18 protein-coding genes and 1 tRNA gene are annotated in these 23,376 nt (G+C 73.3%); 13 read left to right on the plus strand and 6 right to left on the minus strand.

From position 1 onward, the window contains the following. Positions 1-344 precede the first annotated feature (344 nt). The 11 genes from mfd to AB1460_RS01735 all read left to right on the plus strand — a co-directional run bounded on the left by mfd (position 345) and on the right by AB1460_RS01735 (position 15,937). On the plus strand, positions 345-3,932 hold the full coding sequence (gene mfd / locus AB1460_RS01685; protein WP_368958747.1) for a transcription-repair coupling factor: 3,588 nt from the start codon (positions 345-347) through the stop codon (positions 3,930-3,932). A gap of 109 nt (positions 3,933-4,041) precedes the next feature. Continuing rightward, complete coding sequence (locus AB1460_RS01690; protein ID WP_368958748.1) at positions 4,042-4,797, plus strand: SurA N-terminal domain-containing protein; 756 nt, start codon at positions 4,042-4,044, stop codon at positions 4,795-4,797. A gap of 113 nt (positions 4,798-4,910) precedes the next feature. Next, positions 4,911-6,155, plus strand: coding sequence for a MazG family protein (locus AB1460_RS01695; RefSeq protein ID WP_368958749.1), 1,245 nt, complete (start codon positions 4,911-4,913; stop codon positions 6,153-6,155). Between the two features lie 132 nt (positions 6,156-6,287). Beyond that, positions 6,288-8,381: a signal peptide peptidase SppA gene (gene sppA, locus AB1460_RS01700; RefSeq protein WP_368958750.1), complete on the plus strand. Its 2,094-nt coding sequence runs from the start codon at positions 6,288-6,290 to the stop codon at positions 8,379-8,381. 448 nt (positions 8,382-8,829) lie between these two features. Continuing rightward, on the plus strand, positions 8,830-10,113 hold the full coding sequence (eno, locus tag AB1460_RS01705; protein ID WP_368958751.1) for a phosphopyruvate hydratase: 1,284 nt from the start codon (positions 8,830-8,832) through the stop codon (positions 10,111-10,113). A gap of 7 nt (positions 10,114-10,120) precedes the next feature. Further along, positions 10,121-10,522: an FtsB family cell division protein gene (locus tag AB1460_RS01710; protein WP_368958752.1), complete on the plus strand. Its 402-nt coding sequence runs from the start codon at positions 10,121-10,123 to the stop codon at positions 10,520-10,522. Positions 10,523-10,680: 158 nt separating this feature from the next. After that, entirely contained in the window at positions 10,681-11,217 is a 537-nt protein-coding gene (locus tag AB1460_RS01715) for a DUF501 domain-containing protein (RefSeq protein ID WP_368958801.1), read from the plus strand. Then, positions 11,214-12,188, plus strand: coding sequence for an exopolyphosphatase (locus AB1460_RS01720; protein ID WP_368958753.1), 975 nt, complete (start codon positions 11,214-11,216; stop codon positions 12,186-12,188). The genes AB1460_RS01715 and AB1460_RS01720 overlap by 4 nt, the downstream gene beginning before the upstream one ends. Before the next feature lie 31 nt (positions 12,189-12,219). Continuing rightward, entirely contained in the window at positions 12,220-13,032 is an 813-nt protein-coding gene (locus AB1460_RS01725) for a uracil-DNA glycosylase (protein WP_368958754.1), read from the plus strand. Positions 13,033-14,681: 1,649 nt separating this feature from the next. Further along, positions 14,682-14,756 (plus strand) — tRNA-Leu (locus AB1460_RS01730). A 374-nt stretch (positions 14,757-15,130) separates the two neighbouring features. Further along, the gene (locus tag AB1460_RS01735; protein ID WP_368958755.1) at positions 15,131-15,937 is read left to right on the plus strand and encodes a Bax inhibitor-1/YccA family membrane protein; all 807 of its coding nucleotides are present in this window, start codon (positions 15,131-15,133) and stop codon (positions 15,935-15,937) included. 78 nt (positions 15,938-16,015) lie between these two features. Here the strand turns inward: AB1460_RS01735 and AB1460_RS01740 are convergent, their stop codons facing one another. Together AB1460_RS01740 and AB1460_RS01745 are read right to left on the minus strand one after the other, a co-directional pair. After that, on the minus strand, positions 16,016-16,426 hold the full coding sequence (locus AB1460_RS01740; protein ID WP_368958756.1) for a PPOX class F420-dependent oxidoreductase: 411 nt from the start codon (positions 16,424-16,426) through the stop codon (positions 16,016-16,018). Between the two features lie 77 nt (positions 16,427-16,503). After that, positions 16,504-16,731: a DUF4287 domain-containing protein gene (locus AB1460_RS01745; protein WP_018634628.1), complete on the minus strand. Its 228-nt coding sequence runs from the start codon at positions 16,729-16,731 to the stop codon at positions 16,504-16,506. A 127-nt stretch (positions 16,732-16,858) separates the two neighbouring features. Here AB1460_RS01745 and AB1460_RS01750 point away from each other — a divergent pair, with 127 nt between their 5' ends. After that, the gene (locus AB1460_RS01750; RefSeq protein ID WP_368958757.1) at positions 16,859-17,272 is read left to right on the plus strand and encodes a hypothetical protein; all 414 of its coding nucleotides are present in this window, start codon (positions 16,859-16,861) and stop codon (positions 17,270-17,272) included. Positions 17,273-17,375: 103 nt separating this feature from the next. Here the strand turns inward: AB1460_RS01750 and AB1460_RS01755 are convergent, their stop codons facing one another. Together AB1460_RS01755 and AB1460_RS01760 are read right to left on the minus strand one after the other, a co-directional pair. Beyond that, positions 17,376-18,359, minus strand: coding sequence for an SGNH family hydrolase (locus AB1460_RS01755; protein ID WP_368958759.1), 984 nt, complete (start codon positions 18,357-18,359; stop codon positions 17,376-17,378). Between the two features lie 423 nt (positions 18,360-18,782). Beyond that, positions 18,783-20,486, minus strand: a complete 1,704-nt coding sequence (locus AB1460_RS01760; protein WP_368958760.1) for an MBOAT family O-acyltransferase — start codon at positions 20,484-20,486, stop codon at positions 18,783-18,785. Positions 20,487-20,705: 219 nt separating this feature from the next. Here AB1460_RS01760 and AB1460_RS01765 point away from each other — a divergent pair, with 219 nt between their 5' ends. Next, a complete protein-coding gene (locus AB1460_RS01765; protein ID WP_368958761.1) occupies positions 20,706-21,614 on the plus strand; it encodes an alpha/beta fold hydrolase in 909 nt (302 codons plus the stop codon). Here AB1460_RS01765 and AB1460_RS01770 read toward each other — a convergent pair. Next, positions 21,589-22,050 (minus strand): hypothetical protein, encoded by a 462-nt coding sequence (locus AB1460_RS01770; RefSeq protein WP_368958762.1) that lies wholly within the window; start codon positions 22,048-22,050, stop codon positions 21,589-21,591. The genes AB1460_RS01765 and AB1460_RS01770 overlap by 26 nt on opposite strands. A gap of 99 nt (positions 22,051-22,149) precedes the next feature. Further along, positions 22,150-23,301: a trypsin-like serine peptidase gene (locus AB1460_RS01775; protein WP_368958763.1), complete on the minus strand. Its 1,152-nt coding sequence runs from the start codon at positions 23,299-23,301 to the stop codon at positions 22,150-22,152. Positions 23,302-23,376: the final 75 nt, after the last annotated feature.

The raw sequence follows: 23,376 nt of genomic DNA on the forward strand, positions 1-23,376 counted from the left end.
CCGCATCTTGGCGCAGTGCCCTGCCGTACGCTGGGTGCGACGACCTCGCCGCGGGTATGTGTCGAGGGCCGGGTACGTGGGTCGGGGGCACGAGGCTGGCCTGAGTCCGGCTGGCGCGAGTCCGTCTGTGGGGGTCGGGCCCGTCTGCCGTCACGGCGGTCTCCGGCTGTGTCCCCCCAGGCAATATCGCCCGCGGCGGGACTGTTGCACCGGTGGACGGCCGCCGGGCGGTGCCGCCCTCCGGCTTTCCCGGTTCTCCGGCTTCCTCCGGTTCCCCGGTCGGTCGGAGCCACATCGGAGCCGCACCTGATTCGCTGGCACTGGAGAGGCACGGGACGGATCACATGACCCTCGCGCCGCTGCTCGACGCGCTCACAGCCCGCCCTGGTGGCGACCCGGCGCTGATCCGCGCCCTGTCCTCGCTGGACGAGCCTGTCCTGGATCTGGCCGGCCCCGCCGGGCTGCGGCCGTTCGCCGCCGCGGCGCTGGCCGGTCCGGGCCGCACCACGCTGGTTGTCACCGCCACCGGCCGGGAGGCCGACGACCTGGCCGACGCGCTGGGGAGCCTGCTCGGCCCGGAGCGGGTCGCCGTCTACCCGAGCTGGGAGACGCTGCCGCACGAGCGGCTCTCCCCGCGCGCCGACACGGTGGGCCGCCGGCTGGCCGTCCTGCGTCGCCTCGCCCATCCGGATGCGCGAGGTGGCGCCGGCCCGCTCGCGGTCGTCGTCGCCCCGGTCCGCTCGGTGCTGCAGCCGCAGGTCGCCGGCCTGGGTGATCTGGCCCCGGTCACCCTGGTCAAGGGGGACAACGCCGACCTGGAGGAGGTCACCGCCCGGCTCGTCGGGATCGCCTACCACCGGGTCGACCTGGTGGAGCGCCGTGGCGAGATGGCGGTGCGCGGCGGCATCCTGGACGTCTTCCCGCCCACCGAGGAACACCCGCTGCGGATCGAGTTCTTCGGCGACGAGGTGGACGACATCCGGCACTTCTCCGTCGCCGACCAGCGGGCCCTGCCCGCGGCCGACGGCGCCGGGCCGCCGGCCCTGTTCGCCCCGCCGTGCCGTGAGCTGCTGCTCACCGAGGACGTCCGGGCCCGGGCAGCCGCGCTGGCGAAGGAACACCCGCAGCTCGTCGACATGCTGGACAAGATCGCTCAGGGCATCCCGGTCGAGGGGATGGAGGCGCTCTCGCCCGTCCTCGTCGACGAGATGACCCTCCTGCTGGACGAGTTCCCGCCCGCCTCGCGTGTCCTCGTCTGTGATCCCGAGCGGGTGCGCACCCGGGCGGCGGAGCTGGTGCGGACCAGCAAGGAGTTCCTCGAGGCCTCGTGGAGCGTGGCGGCGCTCGGCGGCGGCACGCCGATCGACCTGGGCGCGGCCACCTACCGCTCGGTCGCCGAGGCCCGGGAGCGCGCCGCCCAGCTGGGGATCCCCTGGTGGTCGGTCAGCCCGTTCGCCGCCGACCCCGCCGCCGGTGAGCCCGACGAGCTGCTCGGCGACGACACGGTCGTGGCGAGCCTGCGCCCCGCTCCCGCCTACCACGGCGACACCGCGCGGGCCACCGCGGACATCAAGGGCTGGCTTGCCGACTCCTGGCGGGTGCTGCTCGTCACCGAGGGGCACGGGCCGGCCGAGCGGCTCGTCGAGATCCTGCGGGAGGCCGACCTCGGTGCCCGGCTCGCCGCCGACGCCGAACTCGTCCCGGGCGTGGCCATCGTCACGCAGGCCCAGCTCGGCCAGGGCTTCCTCAGCCCGACCCTGCGCCTGGCGGTGCTCACCGAGACCGACCTGGCCGGCGCCCGCGGTGTCACCACCCGGGACATGCGGCGGATGCCGAGCCGCCGGCGCAAGGGCATCGACCCGCTCGCCCTCGCCGCCGGTGACCTGGTCGTACACGACGCCCACGGAGTCGGCCGCTACGTCGAGATGGTGACCCGCACGGTCGCCGGGGCCAAGCGCGAGTACCTGCTGCTGGAGTACGCCCGCGGCGACCGGCTGTACGTGCCCACCGACCAGCTCGAGCAGATCACCCGCTATGTCGGCGGCGAGGGCCCGAGCCTGGACCGGATCGGCGGCGCCGACTGGGCCAAGCGCAAGACCCGTGCCCGCAAGGCGGTCAAGGAGATCGCCGGCGAGCTGATCCGGCTGTACAGCGCGCGGATGGCGGCGCCCGGCCACGCCTTCGGCCCCGACACGCCCTGGCAGCGCGAGCTGGAGGACGCCTTCCCCTTCCGGGAGACCCCCGACCAGCTCTCCGCGATCGACGAGGTCAAGGCCGACATGGAGAAGCCGGTCCCGATGGACCGGGTGATCTGCGGCGACGTCGGGTACGGCAAGACCGAGATCGCGGTCCGGGCGGCGTTCAAGGCGGTGGCGGACGGCCGGCAGGTCGCCGTGCTCGTCCCGACCACACTGCTCGTCCAGCAGCACTACCAGACCTTCGCCGAGCGGTACGCGCCGTTCCCCGTCACGGTGAAGGCGATGAGCCGCTTCAACTCGCCCTCCGAGCAGCGGGCGGTGCTCGAGGGGCTCACGAACGGCACGGTGGACGTCGTGATCGGCACCCACCGGCTGCTCTCCGGCGAGGCGAAGTTCTCCGACCTCGGCCTGGTCATCGTCGACGAGGAACAGCGCTTCGGTGTCGAGCACAAGGAACACCTGAAGAAGATGCGGACGGCGGTCGACGTGCTCACCATGAGCGCCACCCCGATCCCGCGGACGCTGGAGATGTCGATCACCGGCATCCGTGAGCTCTCCACCATCGACACCCCGCCCGAGGAGCGCCATCCGGTGCTCACCTCGGTGGCTCCCTACGACCCGAACCAGGTCGGCGCGGCCATCCGGCGGGAACTGCTCCGCGAGGGCCAGGTCTTCTTCATCCACAACCGGGTCGAGAGCATCGACCGCGCCGCCGCCCGGCTGCGTGAGCTGGTGCCCGAGGCCCGCATCGCGACCGCCCACGGCCAGATGCACGAGGACGCCCTCGAACAGGTGATGGTCTCCTTCTGGGAGAAGAAGTTCGACGTCCTCGTCTGCACCACGATCGTCGAGTCGGGCCTGGACATCTCGAACGCGAACACACTGATCGTCGAGCGGGCCGACAACTTCGGCCTCTCCCAGCTGCACCAGCTGCGCGGGCGGGTCGGCCGCGGCCGCGAGCGGGCCTACGCCTACTTCCTCTACCCGCCGGACCGCCCGCTCTCCGAGACGGCGCACGACCGGCTCGCGACCATCGCGCAGCACAACGACCTCGGCGCCGGCATGGCTGTGGCGATGAAGGACCTGGAGATCCGCGGCGCCGGCAACCTGCTCGGCGGCGAGCAGTCCGGCCACATCGCCTCCGTCGGCTTCGACCTGTACGTCCGGATGGTCGGCGAGGCGGTGGCCGAGTACAAGGGCGAGGTCGAGGAGCCGCTGGAGGTGAAGGTCGAGCTGCCCGTCGACGCGAACCTGCCGCACGACTACGTGCCCAGCGAGCGGCTGCGTCTCGACGCCTACCGCCGGCTTGCCGCCGCCGTCTCCGACGACGACATCACCGAGGTCCGCGGCGAGCTGACCGATCGCTTCGGCCCGCTGCCCGAGCCGGTGGAGAACCTGCTGGCCGTCGCCCACCTGCGGGTCCTCGCCCGCCGGCACGGCGTCGCCGAGATCACCGTCGCCGGCCGCCAGATCAGGTTCGCCCCGCTGGACCTGCGGGAGAGCCAGACCCTGCGGCTCAACCGGCTCTACAAGGGATCCGTGGTCAAGGCGGCGGTGCGCACGGTGCTCGTCCCGGCGCCGACCGAGACCGGCCGGATCGGCTCCCGCCCGCTGCGCGACCGCGCGCTGCTGGCCTGGGCCGGTCAGCTGCTCGAAGCAGTCGCCGGCGACTCGGTCGCCGCGGCGGCCAGCCGGGACGCCGCGAGTCCGGCCGGCCGTGCGGCACGCCGATGAGGCACGCCGGGCCGGCGGACGGTGCCGGGAGCCGTTCGTGGCCCGCCGGTGAGGTGAGCCGGACCGGCCCCTTCCACTTCCGGGCCGAGGAGCGGATACGGTCAGTGCCGTGAAGTTTCCGCGTCTTCTTGCCGGGCTCGGGCTCGCCGTGCTGACCGGCATCGCAGGTACCGCATGCACGACGCACGCCGGGGCGGCCGCCCAGGTCGGGTCCAGCACGATCGAGACCTCCACCGTGCGTGGCATCGTCGACCGCGGTTTCGAGGCGGTCGAGTCCGTCCCCGCCGAGCAGGCCGCCCAGAGCCTCGACCGCGCGGAGCTCCAGCGCCGCACGATCACGACCCTGGTCCAGCTGAAGGTGTTGGAGACGGAGGCGAAGCGGCTCGGCATCACGCTGAGCGGCCAGGACATCGACGCCTACTACCAGGCGTACTCGGTTCTGCGCTTCGGCAGCGTCGAGGCGTTCGAGACCCGCGCCGCCGCGGCCGGTTTCGCCCGGGAGGACGTCGACGTCATCGTCCGGGCCGGAGCGCTCGAGTCGGCAATCGGCGACAAGGTCGCCCCGACCACGCTCGCCTCGCCCGCGGAGGCCCGCGCGCAGTACGACGGCATCGTCGCCCAGGTCGGCGACCTGCCCCTGACCTTCGAGGTGGCACGGCCCTACCTGCAGCGCTTCCTGGCGTCCGACCAGCGCTCCGCCAGGATCCAGCCGCTGCTGGAGGAGGCCGCGACCCGCGAGCACATCTCCGTCAACCCGCGCTTCGGCGAGTGGGACCCGAAGCAGTTCGCCGTGGTCTCCGCGCCGGGCACGATCGCGACGACGTCCGCCCCGGAGCCCGCGCTGGACCTCTCGCTGCAGTCCTGACACACGCGGTCCTGGAACCACAGTCCTGACGCTGCGGTCCTGACGCTGCCGTGCTGACACTGCGGTCCTGATCACGGCCGGCGGGCCCCGGCCTGCTGGAGGGAACATCCGTCATGGCACCGCGCATCACACTGGTCGAGACGAGCGCCCGGGTGGCCCCCGGGCTGCTCACAGCCGCAGCCTGGGACCTGCTCCGCTCGGTCCCGGTCTGGACGGCGAATCCGGCCCATCCACAGCTTGCGGCGCTGCGCGCGGCCGGCGTCGAGGTGTCGCTCCTGCGCGACCTGCCCGATCAGGCCGACCTGGTCGCGCAGGTGCGGGCCGCTGTCGCTGCCGCCGCGGCGGAGACGGCCGGCGGTCGGCAGCCGGAGCAGATCGCCTGGCTGCTGGACCCGGTCACCCCGAACGCCGTCGACCAGGCGCTGCGCGAGGCCGGTGCGGCGGCGGGGATCGACCTGCTCACCGCCACCCAGGACCTCCCCGGCTCGGCGCTGCTCGACGCCGTCGCGGTGATGGACCGGCTCCGCTCGCCCGGCGGCTGCCCCTGGGACGCCGAGCAGACCCATGCCTCGCTGGCGCCCTACCTGCTTGAAGAGGCGTACGAGGCCTACCAGGCCATCGAGGACGGTGATCTCACCGAGCTGCGCGAGGAGCTCGGGGACGTTCTGATGCAGGTGCTCTTCCACGCCCGGGTGGCGGCCGAGGCCGGCCCGCGGGGCTGGGACGTGGACGACGTCGCGACCGGCCTCGCCGCCAAGCTGATCCGCCGTCATCCGCACGTCTTCGGAGATGTCGCCGTCTCCGGTGCCGACGACGTGGTCACCAACTGGGACGCGATCAAGGCCCAGGAGAAGAGCCGGAAGTCGGTCACCGAGGGCGTGCCGCTCTCCGCGCCGGCGCTGTCTCTCACGGCCAAGCTGCTCCGGCGTGCGGTGAAGCTCGGGTTTCCGCTCGTCCTGGCCCTTCCGGCGGAGGAGGGCGAGGCTGGCCGCCCGGATGCCCCGGATGCCCCGGATGCCCCGGCGGCTCCGTCCGAGCTCGTGGGGCTCGCCGTCGGGCTGGCACGCGGCGCTGGGGCTGGCGCTGGCGCGTCTGCCGGCGCCGACGGCATCAACGAGAAGTGGGTCGGGGAGCTCCTGTTCGCCGCCGCCGCGCTGGCGGGTGCGTACGACGTCGACCCGGAGGCGGCGCTGCGGGGCCGCGCCCGGGCCTTCCGCGATCGGCTGGCTCAGGCCGAGCACGCCGCCCTCGACGGCGGCCAGGAGCCCGCACGGCTCGACGCGGCCGGCTGGGGCGCGCTGTGGGAGGCTGCCGGGCCGGTGACCGCGTCGGGGCCGGTGGCCGCCCCCGGAGCCTGACTGCCGGGAGCCTGACTGCCCGGAGCCCGAAGGCCCGGAGGTGCCCGCCTGCGCCCAGGGCCCGGGCCACCGCGTGGTCCGCTGTTGTGCGGGTGGCGCCTGGGCGGGCACCAGGTCGTCTAGCCTCACAGCATGGTTACCTCGCCCAGGCAGGCGGTGGCTGACGTCCAGCGTCTCGCGCGGCGTCGCGTCGCCCCCGTCATCCTTGAACTGGATCTGACGTCCGACCTGGTCGAAGGTGTGCCCACCGATCCGCTCACGGCGGCGGTCGCGCACCGCCGGGTCACGTTGCGCGAGGTCGTGGACGGGCTGCGCCGGGCCGGTGAGGACGACCGTGCCCGGGTGCTCGTCGCCCATATCGGAGCAGCAGGGATGCCGCTGGCACGGGTGCAGGAGGTCCGCGACGCCGTCGCCGGCTTCCGGGCCCGTGGCGGCTACGCCTACGCCTACGCCGACACGTTCGGCGAGTTCGGTGGTGGCACCGTCCCCTACTACCTCGCCTGCGCGTTCGACGAGATCTGGCTCGCACCCCCCGGCGATCTCGGCCTGACCGGGATGGCGATGGAGACGCCCTTCCTGCGCGACGCCCTGGACCGGCTCGGTGTCAGCGTCGAGATCGGCCAGCGCCACGAGTACAAGAACGCGGTGAACACGCTGGTCGAGCGGGACTTCACCCCCGCCCACCGGGAGGCGCTCGAGCGGATCGTCGATTCCTGCTCCGAGCAGGTCGTCGCCGCGGTCGCGGCCAGCCGCGGCCTGCCGGCCGAGCGGGTCAGAAGCCTGATCGACGACGCCCCGCTCACCGGCGAGGCGGCACTCGCGGCCGGCCTGGTCGACCGGATCGGCTACCGCGACGAGATCTACGACCGGGCTCGGGCGCGCGCGCGGGATCTTGCCGGCGCGGCGGGTGGCCCGTCCGGCTCCGGTGGAGCGGGATCGTCGGACGACATCGAACCTGTGCTGATGTACGTCTCGGCCTACCGGCGCACGTCGGTCCGCCGGGAGGAGTCCCCGGTACGCAAGGCCCGCGCGCTCGCCGCCTCGCTGCCCGCGACGGTGCTCTCCGCCGGGCAGGGAGGCGATGCGGGGCGGCGCCGTGACGGAGCGGGCGGGCCGGCCGGGGCCGGCAGCGCTGGCCGCGGGTCGGCCGAGGGCGGCCCGCCCGGTGACGGGAGCGGGGCCGGTACGTCGCGCGAGGTCCCGCCCGATCTCGATCCGCGCAGCTCGGTGGTCGCGTTGGTCCACGGCACCGGGCCGGTCGTGCTCGCTCCGTCGACGACGCCGTTCGGTGGGCCGGTGCTCGCCGCCCAGACCGTCGCGGCGGCCTTCCGCGCGGCGGCCCGGGACGCGAGCGTCGCCGCCGCGGTCTTCCGGGTCGACAGCCCGGGCGGTTCCTACGTGGCTTCGGACGTGGTCCGTCGGGAGATCGAGCGGTTCCGGGCCACCGGCCGTCCGGTGATCGTCTCGATGGGCGCGGTGGCCGCGTCCGGCGGCTACTTCGTCGCGCTCGGCGGTGATCTGATCGTGGCCGCCCCGGGAACGCTGACCGGTTCGATCGGCGTGTTCGGCGGCAAGCAGGTCGTCCGGGACCTGCTCGGCAAGGTCGGTATCGGCTTCGGCGCGGTCGCCGCCGGCGAGAACGCGCTGATGATGTCCCCGCGGCGGCCGTTCACCGAGGCCGAGCGGGCGAAGCTCGAGGAGTTCCTCGACCGGGTCTACGCCGACTTCGTGGCCAAGGTCGCCCAGGCCCGCGGGATGTCGCCCGAGGAGGCGCACGAGCTGGCCCGCGGCCGGGTCTGGACAGGCGCCGACGCGCATCGCCACGGCCTGGTCGACGAGCTGGGCGGGTTGTCCCACGCGATCGACCTCGCCTGGGCCCGGGCCGGGCTGCCCGCCGGGGAGACACCCCGGGTGCGGGTGACCCCGAAGCCGTCGGTGCTGGACCGGCTGCGGGTCCCGAAATCCAGTGAGGAGGCGACGGCCGCGGCGGTGCGGCCCGCGCTCGGTGCGTGGGCACGGCCGGCCGCGCTCCTCGGCGCCGCTGCGGTACTGCGCGCGGGGGTCGGCGCCGGTGCAGGCGGCGTTGGCGGGTTCGGTGGCGCCAGCGGTCTCGCCGAGGGGTGGGGGCTCGCGGAGAGCTGGGGCGCGCTCGCCCCGCTGGCTGCCCGGGCAGGACTTCCGGTCCACGGGCCGTTGCTGATGCCACCCATCGGGCGGGTCCGGTAGTCCCCTGGTAGTCCTTGGGAGACCCACCAACGTGGTGTGCACGGCGCCCGCGGCCCGCTGGCGTGGTCAGATGACGACGCCGGGCGGGCCGGCGTCCGCGTGGCGCGACCGGGAGGCGACGCGGCGGCACGTCCCGGCGGTAGTCTCGCACCGACCGGTTCGTCCGGACGGCGTCGCTCGTCCCCGGGTGCCGAGATCCCGTGCCGTCCCGCGTTCCGGGCGCCCGGGCGGCTGCCCGGCGGGCCCGACGAGTCCGGCCGCCGGTGCCGCGGTGCCGGCTCACCGGCCCTGTCGCGGTCGGCCCACCGGGCCGGCCCCGGTGCGGCCGGTTCGCTCGGCGGCTCCGCGGTGTGTGTCCGTCCGCGCTTCCGTTGATCTGTCCGTCTGTCCGCCAGCAGCTGCCGTCCCGCGCCGGTGTCCCGGTCGCGTTCCGTCGAAAGGTGCGCTCGTGCCGTCCATCGAGGCTGTCGGAGCTCGCGAGATCCTCGACTCGCGAGGCAATCCCACCGTCGAGGTCGAGGTCGTTCTTGAGGACGGCACGCCCGGCCGCGCCGCCGTCCCCAGCGGTGCCAGCACCGGTGCCTTCGAGGCCGTGGAGCTGCGTGACGGCGACGACAGGTACGGCGGCAAGGGTGTCACCAAGGCCGTCGAGGCCGTCATCACCCGGATCGGCCCCGCGATCATGGATCTCGAGGCCACCGAGCAGCGGCTGCTGGACGCCCGCCTCATCGACCTGGACGGCACGCCGGACAAGTCCGCGCTCGGCGCCAACGCCCTGCTCGGCGTCAGCCTGGCCGTGGCCAAGGCGGCCGCCGCCTCCAGCGGCCTGCCGCTGTTCCGGTACCTGGGCGGGCCCAACGCCCACCTGCTGCCCGTGCCGATGATGAACATCCTCAACGGCGGGGCGCACGCGGACACCAACGTCGACATCCAGGAGTTCATGATCGCTCCGATCGGCGCCGGCACGTTCGCCGAGTCGCTGCGCTGGGGCGCGGAGGTCTACCAGGCGCTGAAGAGCGTGCTCAAGGGCCGCGGCCTGGCGACCGGCGTCGGCGACGAGGGCGGCTTCGCCCCGAGCCTGCCGACGAACCGGGAGGCGCTCGACCTGATCGCCGAGGCCATCGACAAGGCCGGCTTCAGCCTCGGCAGTGACATCGCCCTCGCGCTCGACGTCGCGTCGACCGAGTTCTTCAAGGATGGCGCGTACACCTTCGAGGGCAGCGCCCGCTCGTCCGACGAGCTGATCGACTACTACACCGACCTGGTCGACTCGTACCCGATCGTGTCCATTGAGGACCCGCTGGCCGAGGATGACTGGGCCGGCTGGGTGAGCATCACCACCCGGCTGGGCGCGAAGGTGCAGCTCGTCGGGGACGACCTGTTCGTCACCAACCCGGAGCGGCTCGCCCGCGGCATCGCCGAGGGCGCCGCGAACGCCCTGCTGGTGAAGGTGAACCAGATCGGCACACTGACCGAGACGCTCGACGCCGTCACCCTCGCCCACCGCAGCGGCTACCGGGCGATGATGTCGCACCGGTCCGGCGAGACCGAGGACACGACGATCGCCGACCTCGCGGTGGCCGTTGACTGTGGCCAGATCAAGACCGGCGCTCCCGCCCGCAGCGAGCGGGTGGCCAAGTACAACCAGCTGCTGCGGATCGAGGAGGAGCTCGACGACGCGGCACGGTTCGCCGGGGCCGCCGCGTTCCCGCGGCGGACGACCGCCGGCTGAGCTGACGGTGCCGTTCCGCCGCCGGGCGCTGACCACCCGGGCCACGCTGCTCGCGGTCGTGATCTGCGTGCTCGTGCTGACCCTGGCCTACCCGCTGCGGCTGTACCTGCAGCAGCAGGCCAAGATCTCCGAGCTCACGCGGGCCAACGCGGAGCGTCAGTCCAGGGTCGACGACCTGCGTGACCAGGTCGGCCGGTACAACGACTCCGAGTGGGTGGCTGACGAGGCGCGCCGCCGGCTGCACTACGTGCTGCCCGGGGAGAAGTCCTATCTCATGCAGACGACTCCCCAGCAGACGGCGGAGGCCGGGGCGGAATCCGGCGCTGGCACGGGCGACGGGTCCTGGTACAACCGGCTGTGGTCACAGCTCTCCGAGCCGGCTGTACCGACCGAGCAGGCGAAGCCGTGAGTACCGACCAGGCGGACGCCGGCGCCTCGTCCGGCGGGCATGGCGTGTACGGCGTGCAGGAGCGGCCTGGCACCGGCGCTGACGGCGGCGCCGGTGCCGGCTCCGGCTCCGGCTCCGGCGGTGGCGGTGGCGGTGGGCTTGGTGCCGAGGCCGAGACGGTGCGGCGGCAGCTCGGGCGCGAGCCGCGGGCGGTGCTCGGGGTCGCCCACCGCTGCTCGTGCGGGCTGCCCGACGTCGTCGAGACTGCGCCGCGGCTCGAGGACGGCACGCCCTTCCCGACCCTGTTCTATCTGACCTGCCCGCGGGCGTCGTCGGCGGTCTCGCGGCTCGAAGGCTCCGGGGTCATGCGGGAGATGACCGCCCGCCTGGCCACGGACCCCGAGCTCGCGGCTGCGTACGCGGCCGCCCATCGGGACTATCTGGCCCGGCGTGACGCCCGCGGCGCGCTGCCGGGCCACCCGAGCGCGGGCGGTATGCCCGAACGGGTCAAGTGCCTGCACGTGCTGGTCGCGCACAGCCTCGCCGCCGGTCCCGGTGTCAACCCGTTCGGTGACGAGGCCCTCGCCGCGCTCGCGGACTGGGGGGGCCGTGGGCCCTGCGTCGACGCCGACGGCGCATCCTGTGCTGAGGAGTCCGTGCGTTCGCGCGGTCGTGCGGCCGGACCCGGCCAGGGACGAGAGGAGACCGCCGGATGACCCGTGTCGCCGCGATCGACTGCGGTACCAACTCCATCCGCCTGCTCGTCGCCGAGGTGGACGAGGGAGCCGGCGGCTCCGGCGGCCGCCTGCACGAACTCACCCGTCGGATGGAGATCGTGCGGCTGGGAGCGGGGGTCGACCGCACCGGCGAGCTCGCCCCGGACGCGCTGGCCCGGACGCTCGCCGCGCTGCGCGACTACGCCGACGAGATCGACCGGCTGGGCGCGTCACGCGTGCGCATGGTGGCGACCAGCGCCACCCGGGACGCCCGCAACCGCACGGACCTGGTGGAGGGCGTCCGCGCGATCCTCGGCGTCGACCCCGAGGTGATCAGCGGCGACGAGGAGGCCGCGCTGTCGTTCGCCGGCGCGATCGGCGACCTTGACGGTGTCTCCACCCCGATCCTGCTGGCCGACATCGGCGGCGGCTCGACGGAGCTCGTCCTCGGCGACGCGGGTGGCGTCCGTGAGTCGATCTCGGTGAACGTGGGCTGTGTGCGCATGGCCGAGCGGCACCTTCACGACGACCCGCCCACCCCCGCCCAGGTGGCCGCGATCGTGGCCGACGTGAACGCGGCGTTCGACCAGGCGGAGCGCGTCGTCCCGCTCACCACTGCCACCACCCTGGTGGGTGTCGCCGGCACGGTGACGACGGTTGCCGCGCTTGCCGCCGCCCTGCCCGCCTACGACGCCGACCGCATCCACCTCATGGTCACCTCGGCGCAGGATGTCGCCGCGGTGACCGCCCGGCTCCTCGCGATGACCCACGCCGAGCGCGCGGCTCTCCCGGTGATGCACCCGGGCCGGGTCGACGTCATCGCCGCGGGCGCGCTCGTGCTGCGGACCCTGGTCGAGCGGTCCGGCACCACCGCGGTGATCGCCAGCGAGCGGGACATCCTGGACGGCATCGCGTTGTCGCTCGGTGGAGTGGTGGGGTCCGGGGGAGTGGTGGGGTCCGGCGCCCGGTGAACGGGACCGAAGCGCGGACAGCCCGCATCGTGTGACCGCTCCGGCCCGCGGGCCCGCCGCTCCCGGGGCGGGATGGCCGGAGGACCCCGCGACGCCGTCGACCCCGGTCGCCCAGGCCGCCGCGCAGGTCGCGGACCTTGCCGCGACGGCGGCCGACTGCGCCGACCTGGACGCCCGGATGTCGGTCTGCCGGGCCTGCCCGCGGCTGGTGGCCTGGCGGGAGGAGGTCGCCTCCGCGCGCCGCGCCGCCTTTGCGGACCAGCCCTACTGGGGGAGGCCGGTGCCCTCGTTCGGCCCGTCCGACGCACGGTTGCTGGTCGTGGGGCTTGCCCCGGCGGCTCACGGAGGAAACCGCACCGGCCGGATCTTCACCGGCGACCGCAGTGGGGACTGGCTGTTCGCGGCACTGCACCGGGCCGGCCTGGCCCGGTTGGCGACGTCGGTCGCGGCCGGCGACGGCCAGTGCGTGATCGACACCAGGGTGGTGGCTGCGGTGCGGTGCGCACCGCCGGCGAACAGGCCGACCCCGGCCGAACGTGACACCTGCCGACCGTGGCTCGTCCGGGACCTCGAGCTGCTGCGTCCGGGGCTGCGCGGCATCGTGGTGTTGGGCGGGTTCGCCTGGGCGGCGCTGTGGCCTGCGCTGCGCGCGGCCGGGTACGAGCTGCCTGCGCGCCGGACGCCGTTCGGCCACGGTGTGACCGTCGACCTGGCGGTGCTGCGGGTCTTCGGCTGCTATCACCCGAGCCAGCAGAACACCTTCACCGGCCGGTTGACGGCCCCGATGCTCGACATGGTCTTCGCCGCGGCGGCCAGCCACGCTCGGGCAGGTGACCACTCGTGACCGCCGGGAGACCGGCGACGGCCGGGCGATGCTGTGACGAAAGTCGGTAACGCGCGCGTCGCCAGAAACCTCCGCGCACAGTATTGAGTGGGCCAGGGCTTGTTCCGACACCGAGAACAGTGGGACAGATCACTTTTCTCGCCGGATGGCCGCCCGGGCCGCCCGGACCGATCGCCCGATCCCGGTGAAGCGCGCCGCGGGCCCGGTCCCAGGCCTCGTTTTCGTCGCGAGGCTTCTCTGCGCCGAGAAGGTTTCCGGCCCAGAAGAGGGTTCATCCGGCAGCTCATTGTTGTCCGTGGATTGCGTAGCCGAACTCCACCGGACGGGATTGCGGGCCAGGTGTCGCCTCCGGGCCCGTCCGGGAGCGGGCGGTCCCGGGGTGCCGAGCTCGCGGTCCGTCCCGGATCTCTTGCGGAAAGTGTTGCCTTCGTGTTGCGCTTTCGTTCAGATGTGGCCAGCGTCACCTTGGTGCCTCGGACAGCGTGGGCCCACGCGTGTCCGGTGCGTGGAAGCGGTCGAACCGTGCCGCGAGGGCCTCCGTCGGCTGTCTCTCCACTCCGAGGGGCGGCCCGATCGCCGGGTGCTGGGGACGGCGCCGGCGCCAGTCGAGAAAGGCGGGAGCGGAGCCGCCCGCCGGCCTCTCTCGGAGGGATGGCGGGGCGCTCCCGGAACACCCGGGTGAGTGCCTGAGCAAAGCACGGGCGAGCGCGGAGAGCCTAATCCGGGGCCGCACCGACAGAACGGCGCATTGTTCTATCCGGCTGCAGGTGAATAGCACGGGTGCCATGCGCCCTGCATCGCCGCCCACGACGCGCGGCGCCCGCGACGGAGGCCGCCAGCGAATTCGGTGGAGCGCCGGATTGTTTTCCTTGTCGGGTGCGCGACGGCGCGCGGCGCCCGGCGGGTGCTGTCTGTCTGTGACGGTCCGACCGCTGTCGCCGGCGGCTTCCGTCGGGGCGCCCGGGCGTGGCTCCCGCCCCGGTTCGTGCCTCACCGGGCGCCCGTCCCGGCGTCGGGGCCAATGCCCTCCGTCTGGTGCCCTCCCTGGCCCTGTCGCGGCGTCGGCCCCGCCATCCGCGCCGGCATCCGCCCTGGCGTTTGCTTCGTCGCAGGCCACCGACCCACCTCGGCGTGGGCCGGTATCGGGTCCGGCCTCGGCTCGGCGAGGAGCGCGTACCCGCTCGGCGGTCGACCTGCAACAGCCAGCTGTGAAGTGAGGACTGCGGGCTGTCGCCGGGGCCGGTCGTGCCGTCGAGCGCGGCGGCGGATGCCGGGTGGGCCGCGCTACGCCGGGGCCCCGAGCGCCGGGGATCCGGCCCCCCGGACCTGTGCGGAAGTGAGCCGCCGGCTTCGGTATCCTTGATCTTCGCTGGTGCGGGCCCGTGCTCTGGGCGGCGGCTGGCCGGGGTGAGGCAGGGTCGCCAGGGCCCCGGTACCGAGCCGGCGGATGCCCGGTCGGTCGGCCGGCACGGCTGCCCTCCGGAAGCGAATCGACGCGTGACCGCCTGGCGTGAGATGACGGCGAGCGCGTCGCTGTCGTCACCAGGAGTCACGAAATGATCCGGGTCGGCCGCTCCGTACGACTTTTCCTGCGATGCGTTATTCCCAGACCCTACGTAGCGTGGTAGAAACATCAGCGATGTGCACGAGCCGGTGTATCCCAACAGGTAGAGGAGGCTGTCCTAAAAACAGCTCGAGTGTCGGTTCGACTCCGACCACCGGCACCTATCAATGGCGACCGTCTGCCTCCTATTGCCCCTGAGGTCGGCGGTCGGCCGGACGCTGGCGACGCCTAAGGGCGCTTTGTCTGAAGAGCGACTGCCAGCAGCTCGTTTCTGATCCAGTGGATCTCCGTGGCTGTGCGCCGCGCCTTCTTCCGATATGTCCAGCTTGGCCGCGGCTCGGCCGCGCGGTCCGTCTCCGGGCCGCGACAGCGCGCACCGCACCGCGGTACGCCCGGCCGGGCGCCGGTCAACCGCCCGTGGCCCGAAGGTCGCTCCGCGCACCTGGGCGGAACGGTGGGCGGGGCGGGGCCGTTGTACTGTGCGATCGTCGTGCGGCAGGTCGCCCGCGCGGGCTGCTGGGGAGGTCCAGGCCGATGGCAGAGCTGCACTCGTCCAATCCGGCGTTCACCCGGTCCGGCTTCGGGCAGACGAGGTCGCCGGTGCCGCCGCCCCCGGGATCCTGGCAGCCTGGTCCGTGGCCGCAGGGCCCGGGCTTCCCGCCCGCACCGCCGGCCCCGCCGCGGGGCGGGCTGACCTTCGACGACGTGGTCATGCACACGCTCGGCGTGTTCGCGGTGATGCTCGTCGGCGCGGGAGTGGGCTGGTACCTCTCGCCGGACTCGCCGGGCATCGCCTTGGGCGCGGCCGTCGCCGCGCTGGCGCTGAGCCTCGTGATCTCGTTCCGTTCCCGGATCAGCCCGCCTCTGGTCGTGGTGTTCGCCGCGCTCGAGGGCCTGTTCGTCGGCGGGGTCTCCCGGTTCTACGAGTCGGCCTTCTCCGGCATCGTCCTCCAGGCCCTGCTCGGCACGGCGCTGGTCTTCGTGGCCATGCTCGCCGCCTACCGCAGCGGCCGGCTACGGGCCACGCCCCGCATGGCACGGATCATCACCGGCACACTGCTCGGCGTGGTCCTGCTCGGCATCACCGACCTGGTTGTCAGGGCGGTCTCCGGCAGCCACCTGCCGATCATCAACGACGCCTCGCCGCTGGGCATCCTGTTCAGCGTCGCCGTCCTCGCCGTCGCGAGCCTGCAGTTCATCCTCGACTTCGACTACATCGAGCGGGCGGTCGCGAACGGCGCCCCGCGTGAGGAGGCGTGGCGGGCCGCGTTCGGCCTGCTCGTCGGCTTCGTGTGGGTCTATCTGGAGCTGCTGCGCCTGCTGTCCAAGCTCCGGCAGTAACTCGTCCGGGCGGCTGGCCACCCGCCCCTGCGGGGGGGCAGGTCGGGTGGCAACGGCTCGAAGTTCATCCCTCGAAGATCATCCCGAGCGGTCGGGGCCTGCCACCGTCGGCGTCACCCTGATCAGGCAGCGATGCTCGCGCTCCATGGCTGCGCGGTAGTCGTCCCAGTCGGCATGCTCGCCGGAGATCTGCCGGTAGTAGTCGACGAGGGGCTCCATCGCCTCCGGCAACCGGATGATCTCGGCCACGCCGCCGACCTGCACCCAGGGCCCGAAGAAACCATCGGACAGGACACACAGGGAAACCTGCGGCTCACGCTGGATGTTCGCCGTCTTCAGGGCTGTCGTCCGGGTGCTGATCACGAAGGCTCCCGCGGTGTCGACGGCCACGAGTACCGGGGAGAGCTGCGGAGTGCCGTCACGCCGAGCGGTGGCCAGCACGGCACGGTGCTGATCCCGGGCGAAGGAGCGGGCAGCGTCAAGGTCCACCGGGTCATTCTCGCCCGCCCGCCGCGGCCGGCCACCGAGGGCCGCGCCGGGCGGGCGATCAGCGCAGCGAGCGCAGGTCAGGTGCGGAGCGCATGCCGGCGCAGGTGGGCCTCGTGCACGACGGCCGCGGCGTACCGATGGGGCAGGCTGTGCACGTCCCGCAGCCAGCCCACTCGCTCGGAGGACCGGAGCAGCCCTGGACCCTCGTTGAGCTGGGCGAGCCAGTGCCCCAGATCGTGTCCGGTGGCTTTCGGCATGCGCTCGATGAGGCTCCGGTGGGTCTGCGGGGAGCGATGCTTCAACATGCGCGCCTCCAGAGATCAGGCCCGACGTCCGTCGAACCCGGAATCAGCGGTACATGCTTCGAGCGTGCGCCCCGCCGCACCGATCGGCAAGGCGTGCGGCACGGTTACGCGCGGGTATCCTGGCCGGATGTCGGATTCGCTCCGTGAGGTCTCCCGGCAGACGAGCATGCTGGTCTCCAGGGCCCGCGGGTGGATGGGCTCCGCCTGGGATGTGCGGATCTCCGGCGGTGCGACCCGCGCCGACCGACTCCGCGCGCTGATCGACGAGTTCGCGGCGCTCGGCCGGGAGGCGGGCAGCGGCGCGCCCTCCGGAGCCCGCCCGCCGCGGATCTCCGACCATGCACTGCCAGACCAGCTCATCGTCCTCGCGGACGACTTCTTCGCCGCGGCCGCGACCGCCGTGGCGGCCGTGGCGGGGAGCGGGCCCGGCGTGCCGCTGCCCCAGCACGAGGTCACTCGGCTGCTGGCACGTGCGGGCGCCGCGGTGAGCGCGGCCAGGGCCGATCTTGACACCCCGGGCTTCGGCTTCCGCCCGTTCTGAGGTGCCGGTGCCCCGGTGCCCCGTGCGCTGCGCCCCCGTGCGACGGGCATGACCGACCCCGGCCGACCTGCCGCCCGCCTGCCTGCCTGCCTGCCGACCTGCCTCAGCGTGGATGCCAGTCGCCTGCCAGCGCGGCGAGGACGGGCGCCGCGGCCATCCGGGCGCCGTCCAGCGTCAGGTGCACGCCGTCGCGGGTGCGGATGAGGACGGAGCGCCCGCCGCTGTCCGTCAGGTAGTCGGTGTAGCGCCCGCCAGTGGACAGCGTCGGGCGCAGGTCAAGGAAGCGCGCGCCGGGCACCCGCTCGGCCGCCGCCCGGGTCGCCTCGTTCATCCGGGTGAAGTAGCCGTTCAGGGTTTCCGACCGGGCGGGCGGCAGGCCGAGCCAGTAGACACGGCGGCTGCCGCCGTCCGACCAGATGCGCATCAGGACGATGGCCCGGCGGCGGTACTCGGCTGCCCACTCGTCGGAGCCCGCGGGCAGGATGGTGCCGTCCGGCTGGGTGATGCCCTGGCCGTCGTTGCCGCCCATCGCGACCACCACGGCCTCCGGGTTGCGCTCGCTGACCTGGTGGCGGGCGTGGGTGGCCCAGTCGAAGAAGTCGGGGCGGACGAGCCCGGTGCCGAAGCGGGTGTCGGTCTCGGCGCGGATCGCCGCCGGCGCGGTGTTCGTGATCGTCGGTCCGAGGGATTCGGTCAGGGAGTCACCGGTGACGAGGACCCGCAGCGGATCGGCGGCGGTCGGGGTCCGCAGCCGGGTGGCTTCGCTGCCGTTGCCTCCCCGGCGGGTGGCGCCGTCGCGGCTGTCGGCCGGTGGCTCGGCGAGTGCGGCGGCGGAGGCGAGCTCGGAGCTGTCCGCCTTCGCCCCGGCGGGGTCGGGGTGCCCGAAGGCCCTGGTCAGCAGCCGGTCCGGCTGGTCGAGCCAGAGCGTCGAGGTGACCTTGTCCAACGGGCGTGCCACGGCGAGCACCAGATCGCGGGTGGTACCCGGCGGCATCCCTTCACCCGCGTGCACCATCGCGGATGATCGCAGCACCGCCAGAAGCCCCAGGCACGCCGTGACCAGGATGAGCGCCTGCCGCGCCGACATCGCCGGGGTCCGCGGGCCCGACGGCGCATCGGGCTCGTCGGGTGTGTCCACGGGCGGGATGGCGGCACCCGTGGCACGCGGCCCGGTGGATGAGGCTGTCGGCTCGGGAGCAACGGGGCGCGGCGCCGTGGCCTGCGGTGCCGTCGGCCGAGGCGCCGGGGTGGCGGGCCGCGGCGGGGAGGTCGCCGGCCTGTCGGGATCCCTGCGCGGAGCGGGCGCGGATGGTGCCGATGCCGTGGGCTCGTCGCGCTGCGTCATGGCGTCTCCCGCCGTCATCGGGATGTCGTGTTCGAGCGATTACCTTAAGTGATGATCGCTCATGCTGCTGGTCGTGCGGCGTTCTGTCCGGTGCGCGTGGAGGCGGCCGGCCGGGACCGGCTGGCGGCCCCGGCCCATGAGCCGGGAACAGCCGTGAACACCGGGTCAGAACCGGAAGTAGATGAACGGTGCGACGTCCTGTTGGCCGACAAAGGTGTAGATGAGCAGGAGGAACGCGACCACCAGCACGATCTGCACCCCGAGGGGGCGGGCGGCGAAGACGCCCTGGGCGCGCACCCACCACCAGCGCGGGATGGCGGCCGCACCGAGCCCGGCCACGATGGCGACCAGCACCGTCGTCGTGACCAGAGGTGCTGGGCCCCAGGCGGTGAACAGCCGGGTGAAGATCTCGCCCGCGGTGCCGAGGTCGGGTGCGCGGAAGAGGACCCAGGCCACGCAGACGAAGTGGAAGACGAGGATCCGGCTGAGCCAGGCTCCGGGGGTGTGCGTGGGGCGGTGGGCCGGGCCGGTCGCCGCCAGCGTCGCGGGCGCTGGGTCCGGGGCCTCGACAGCCTCGGTTCCGATCCCGGTGCCGGCTGGCCCGCCGCCGGCTCCGGCGTGGGCGCCGAGCAGGGACTCCCGGGACGGCGTCGGTAGCGGCAGCGCGGGTGGCGGACCAGGTGGCAGGCCCGACGAGCGGGGCTGGGTGACCATCCCGGTCGGCTGGGTGATGACATGCTTCGGGCCGGACCCGGCAGGTGCGGACGTGGGCGTGTGGGTGGGCGTGGGCGTGCTCCCGGGTTGCTCCGGGCCCGGGTGGCCGTTGCGGCGCGCGCGCCAGGCCCGTTCCGCGGCGAGACCGGCGCCGTGCAGCGCGCCCCACAGGACGAAGGTCCAGGCGGCGCCGTGCCAGAGCCCGCCGAGCGTCATCGTGACCATGAGGTTGAGGTACGTCCGGCGGCGGCCCCGGCGGTTGCCGCCGAGGGGGAGGTAGACGTAGTCCCGCAGCCAGCGGGAGAGGGTCATGTGCCAGCGGCGCCAGAAGTCCTGCAGGCTGATGGCGGCATAGGGGCGGTCGAAGTTGTCGGGGAACCGGAAGCCGAGCAGCAGGGCCACCCCGATCGCGATGTCCGAGTAGGCCGAGAAGTCGCAGTAGATCTGGACGGCGTAGCCGTACACGGCGACGGCGATCTCCAGGGCCGAGTGCTGGCCTGGCGCGTCGAAGACCGGGTCGACGATCCTGGTCGCGATCAGGTCCGCCAGGACGACCTTCTTCACCAGGCCGCCGCCGATGAGGAAGACCGCGCGGGTCACCTGGACCTGCCGGGGGTCCCGCGGGGAGGCGAGCTGCGGGGTGAACTCGCTCGCGCGCACGATCGGCCCGGCGACGAGGTGGGGGAAGAACGCCTCGTAGACGGCGAAGTCGATCAGTGAGACGGGGCGGATGTCGCGCCGCCAGACGTCGATCACGTACGACAGTGCCTGGAAGGTGAAGAACGAGATGCCGATCGGCAGCGCCACCTGCAGCAGGGGAAGCGGGGCGGGCAGCCCGACGTCCTGCAGGGCCCTGTCCACGGAGAGGGCGAAGAAGCCGTAGTACTTGAACCAGCCCAGCAGCCCGAGGTCGCAGACGACAGCGGCGATCAGGATCCGGCGGTCCCGCCACCGGTGGATCGCCACCGCGGCCGCCTGGTTGATCAGCGTGGAAGCCATGATCAGCAGGACGAACCGGGCATCGGCGTAGGCGTAGAAGAAGTAGGAGGCGCCCAGGATGAAGGGCTTCCACAGCGCGGGGATCGGCATGAGAAGCCAGGAGACGGCCATGACGATCACCAGGAACGCGGCGAACTCGATCGTTGGGAATACCACGCGTAACCGTCCGGCATCTGCTACGGAGAGGATTCAGTCAACTACTGAAAGTAGTTGAGGCGCGGCTGTCGCGCTCCTCGACGTGCCCTCGGCGCACGTCCCGGGAAGGCCCTGGTGCGGTTTGCCCGGGACGGCCCGCCGGCCCGGCCGGGTGATCTGGGGCCGAATCCGTAGCCGTGTACTGACGAGATGGCCAGCCTGTCGCTACCGTCCCGGGGCATGAGAATCGTTCCGGTCAACGGCATCGAACTCGCTGTCGAGACGCACGGTGATCCTGACGGCCTGCCGCTGGTGTTGGTGAACGGGCTCGGGCAGCACCTCATCGGGTGGCATCCCGATCTGCTGGCGAGCATGGTCCGGCGTGGCTACCACGTCATCGTCTTCGACAACCGGGACGTCGGGTACTCCACCCACCTCGACTGGCACGGCCCACCCGACCTGCTGGGCATCGTGGCCGGCCAGCCCGGGCTCGCGCCCTACGGCCTGGAGGACATGGCCGCCGACACCGTCGGGCTGCTGGACGCGCTGGGCCTCGACTCCGCCCACGTCATGGGTGTGTCACTGGGCGGGATGATCGCCCAGCTCCTCGCGCTGAACAGCCCCGACCGGGTCCGCAGCCTCATCTCCGTGATGTCGCATCCGGGCGACCACAGTGTGAAGCCGACCGATGAGGCCATCAACCTGCTGCTGCGGCCAGGGGCGACCACGCTGGACGAGTTCATCCTCGGGGCTGAGGAGTCCGCGCGGGTGATCGGCTCGCCCGAGTTCGCGGTCGACGTCAGCTGGCTGCACAGCCGGTCGAGGGCTCTCTGGGAGCGGCGGCAGAACCCGGCCGGCGTCGCACGCCAGCTGGCCGCCGTCCTGGCCGCAGCGGACCGCTCGGCGGCCCTGGCCGGCCTGCGGGTGCCCACCCTCGTCGTGCACGGGTCACACGACCCGCTCATCCCCGTCCGCGGCGGGCGGCTGACCGCGGCCGCGGTCCCGTCCGCCGAACTCCTGGAGATCGACGGGATGGCACACGACCTGCCCCGGGAGATCTGGGCCCGCCTGCTGGACCGGATCGACGACACCACCCAGCACGGCGAGTCGTTGCGGACGGCGGTCAGGAGCCCGGTTTCACCACCATGAGCACGACGACGAGGATCCAGCAGGTGACCGCGGCGGCGGCGCCGATCGTGATCATGGGCAGCTGGCGACGGCCGTCGCCCCCGCGCTCGATCTCGTACACGGCCCGCCGCAGGTTCCGGGAGACGACGGCCATGGTGATCACGACCGCCGCGATCCACAGTGTCAGCGAGGCCGTCAGCCACGGATCGCCGAGGCCGCGCGTGCTGCCGAACGAGCCGGCCCGCAGGATCACCAGACCGAAGCCGGTGACCAGGACCGTCGCCGGCGGGTAGTACCGGGTGGAACGCACCGCGGCCCGCAGCCGGGGCAGGGCCGCCGGGCCACCGAGGACGAGGCGGGGGGCCGCTGCCGTCGTGACACAGAGCGGGCCGACGAGCAGGACGGCGGCGAGCACGTGCAGGGTCAGGAAGAGGCCGTAACTGCCTGAGTGAGGCATGCCCGAACCGTATCGGCCCGTCCCCGCCGGGCCGGGCGCGGGGCCGCGCCGGCCTGGTCAGAGCTCGCCGGACGAGCGTCAGGGCCCGCCGGACGAGCGTCAGAGCTCGCCGGACTGGTAGTAGAGCAGTTCGATCGCGCGCCCGAAGTAGGTGCCGTAGACCGTGTCCGGGTCCCCGGCGTACGCGTAGCTCACGACACTGTCGACCCAGCCGGCCCCCGGCCCGGCGCGGCCGAGGCCGACGAACAGCGGGCCGCCGCTGGCGCCGCCGGTCATGTCGCAGCGCAGGCCGATCGAGGTGGTGCCGTACGGGTCGGACATCGGCGGGCCGGCACAGTAGATCAGCCGGTCGCCGTCGTAGGGCGCGATGCGCGGGTAGCCGAACGCGTACTGGGCGCTGGTCCGTGGCTGGTTGAAAGCGATCTTCTGAGCGCCGACGACGTCCTGGATGTGCCGTCCGTCGAGGGTGTTGAACAGGACGAAACCGGTGTCGTAGTCGAAGTTGCCGCGCAGCCCCCAGTCCGGGGTGACCGTGATCCGGCGGGCGGTCCACAGCCCGAAGGGCAGTGAGCCGTCGGCGAAGCCCGGCATGAAGGCCACGTTGGTCGCGAACTGCCCGCCGTTGCCTTCGTGCAGGCAGTGCCCGGCCGTGACGGCGAGATCCCGGCCCGGGCTGGACACCACCGTCGCGGTGCAGGCGTAGTCGGTGCCGCGCAGGGTGGTGAAGAGCCGGCCCACCGTCCTCGTCACCAGCCCGCCGTAGGTGTAGGGCGTGCCGGTGGCGGGCGGTGGCGGGCCGGTCTGGTCCGGGGCCTGCCACGTGGCGGCCGGCCCGTCCAGGGTCCTCGGAACGGGTGCGCCGTCCCGGTCGACGGTGTCGGCCGCCTGTGCCCGGGTGCGGCGCTCGGCTGACCAGTACGCCGCGATCCGCGCCTGCTCGACGCCGCTGAGCGCGACGGGCGCCGACATCGGCTCCGCGAGCGGGCGTTCCAGCGGCTCGGAGTAGCGGCCGGCGAACGGCCCGGGCAGATCCTCGGAGATGACGGCACGCGGCGGCGGTCCCGCGGCCGGGACGCCACCGGTCGCCACCGCGGCCAGCGCGGGGACGGCCGGGGCCAGGGTGCAGAGCGCGAGGGCAGCCGCGGCGACGACGAGCCGTCGCCGGCCCACCCGACCGGGACGGTCAGGCTCCTGCCGAGCGGTCTCGTGCCGGTCCGGCCGGTGCTTGTCGTGCCGTGCGCGCTCTGCCACCACGAGCGCGCACGGTAGCAGCTAGGTAACGGAAGGTGCTGACGATGGGCGGGTGTGGTCCGCCAGTCCTCTCTG

This window comes from Parafrankia sp. FMc2 (assembly GCF_041008525.1).
Lineage (GTDB): Bacteria > Actinomycetota > Actinomycetes > Frankiales > Frankiaceae > Parafrankia.